This is a genomic window from Kosakonia oryziphila (genome assembly GCF_900094795.1).
GTDB classification, from domain to species: domain Bacteria; phylum Pseudomonadota; class Gammaproteobacteria; order Enterobacterales; family Enterobacteriaceae; genus Kosakonia; species Kosakonia oryziphila.
In genome coordinates this window covers 1-1,206 of sequence record NZ_FMBC01000125.1, presented here as the reverse complement: position 1 = coordinate 1,206, position 1,206 = coordinate 1, and the positions used below count along the sequence as shown (strand labels likewise).

Here is a 1,206-nt window from a genome sequence, read left to right as displayed (position 1 = left end):
TTTTGGTGGAACACTAAGTAGATCACAACCTTCTATGCCTGTCTTTATTTATGGGGAGTGGACACAATATTTCGACTGTTTTATTCATGAATATTCTTTCGATGTTGGTTTTACCGCACAAAGCAGATTGTTCGACTTTATCACGTTACATCCGCTGACAATATGGTCGCCAGTTGATTGCGCCAGCATTCAGATTATGATTGTGGATTCTGAAATTACTGGATTATTCCGCAGGATGTCGGCGGAAATGTGGCTCCGAACAAAATTATCTTCACTACCCCACAAACCGAATATATCGCATCTTAAAGGGAGCAACGATATAACATGTGCATCACTGGAAATTATTTTTAATCAGAGGTCAGTGCCGATGTTGCCGTAATTATTGCGACATTATTGATAATGAACTGGCTGTCCAGGCAGGTGGCGGATAGGAGGGATTAATATGCGAAAATCTGTAAACATCTTGTCGCCCGTCAGGATACCCTGAAGGATTATGTCAGTCTTATTCAACATCCGGAACGTGGATTGATATAGCGGGCTATTGATTAAAACAGGTGCGTCACTCTGGTGGCGCATTTTTTTTGATGCCGACATAGATCGCCTGAATTTCTTTTGCATATTGCTGGCGTTTTTTCTCCTGTGATTCCGTTTCACGAAATCCTGCATTATAAGCCCCTACAGCCCGCCATGAGTATCCCCAGCGTTTAAAAGCAATGGCAAGGTAGTAAGCCCCTGTATAAATATTAAGGCAACTGTCAGTATAAAGTTGGCGCGGAGTGATCCCGAACTGTGCCAGATGCGAAAAATTTTGTGAGTGTATTTGCATCTTACCGACAGCATATTCACTCTGTGAAACAACGTTGAGCGCATTATCACGCCAGGATGACTCACGGAACGAAATCGCCCGCAACAGATTCGGTTCAATCCGATAATCTCTGCCTGCCATTTCAAAACAGTCCTGCGCATTAACAGAAAATGTTATCGCCAGTAGTCCTGTAATCAGGGTTTTCCTCATGTCCGCTATTCCTCACTCGATTATCTTTGGCCAGAGTGCCATTTTTCATAAAAAACGGCAATGCCCGGAAATATCGAATCCTGCCCGGGCACTATATGTAAGTATCCCGCATAATCGTGCCATTCATATTTAGAGAGCATCCGGCATAATCAATCTTCCAACGAAGGAGATCGCTATGCGTAAAGCCCGTT

1 protein-coding gene and 1 pseudogene are annotated in these 1,206 nt (G+C 43.4%); one reads left to right on the top strand and one right to left on the bottom strand.

Features of this window, described 5'->3' with window-relative positions:
• Nucleotides 1-150 precede the first annotated feature (150 nt).
• Nucleotides 151-534 (top strand): annotated as a pseudogene (locus GA0061070_RS25905) (antirestriction protein); the annotation flags it as partial.
• Between the two features lie 25 nt (nt 535-559).
• On the opposite strand, the gene GA0061070_RS24450 reads toward GA0061070_RS25905, so the two are convergent.
• On the bottom strand, nt 560-1,015 hold the full coding sequence (locus tag GA0061070_RS24450) for a transglycosylase SLT domain-containing protein (protein WP_090139120.1): 456 nt from the start codon (nt 1,013-1,015) through the stop codon (nt 560-562).
• Between the last annotated feature and the right edge of the window lie 191 nt (nt 1,016-1,206).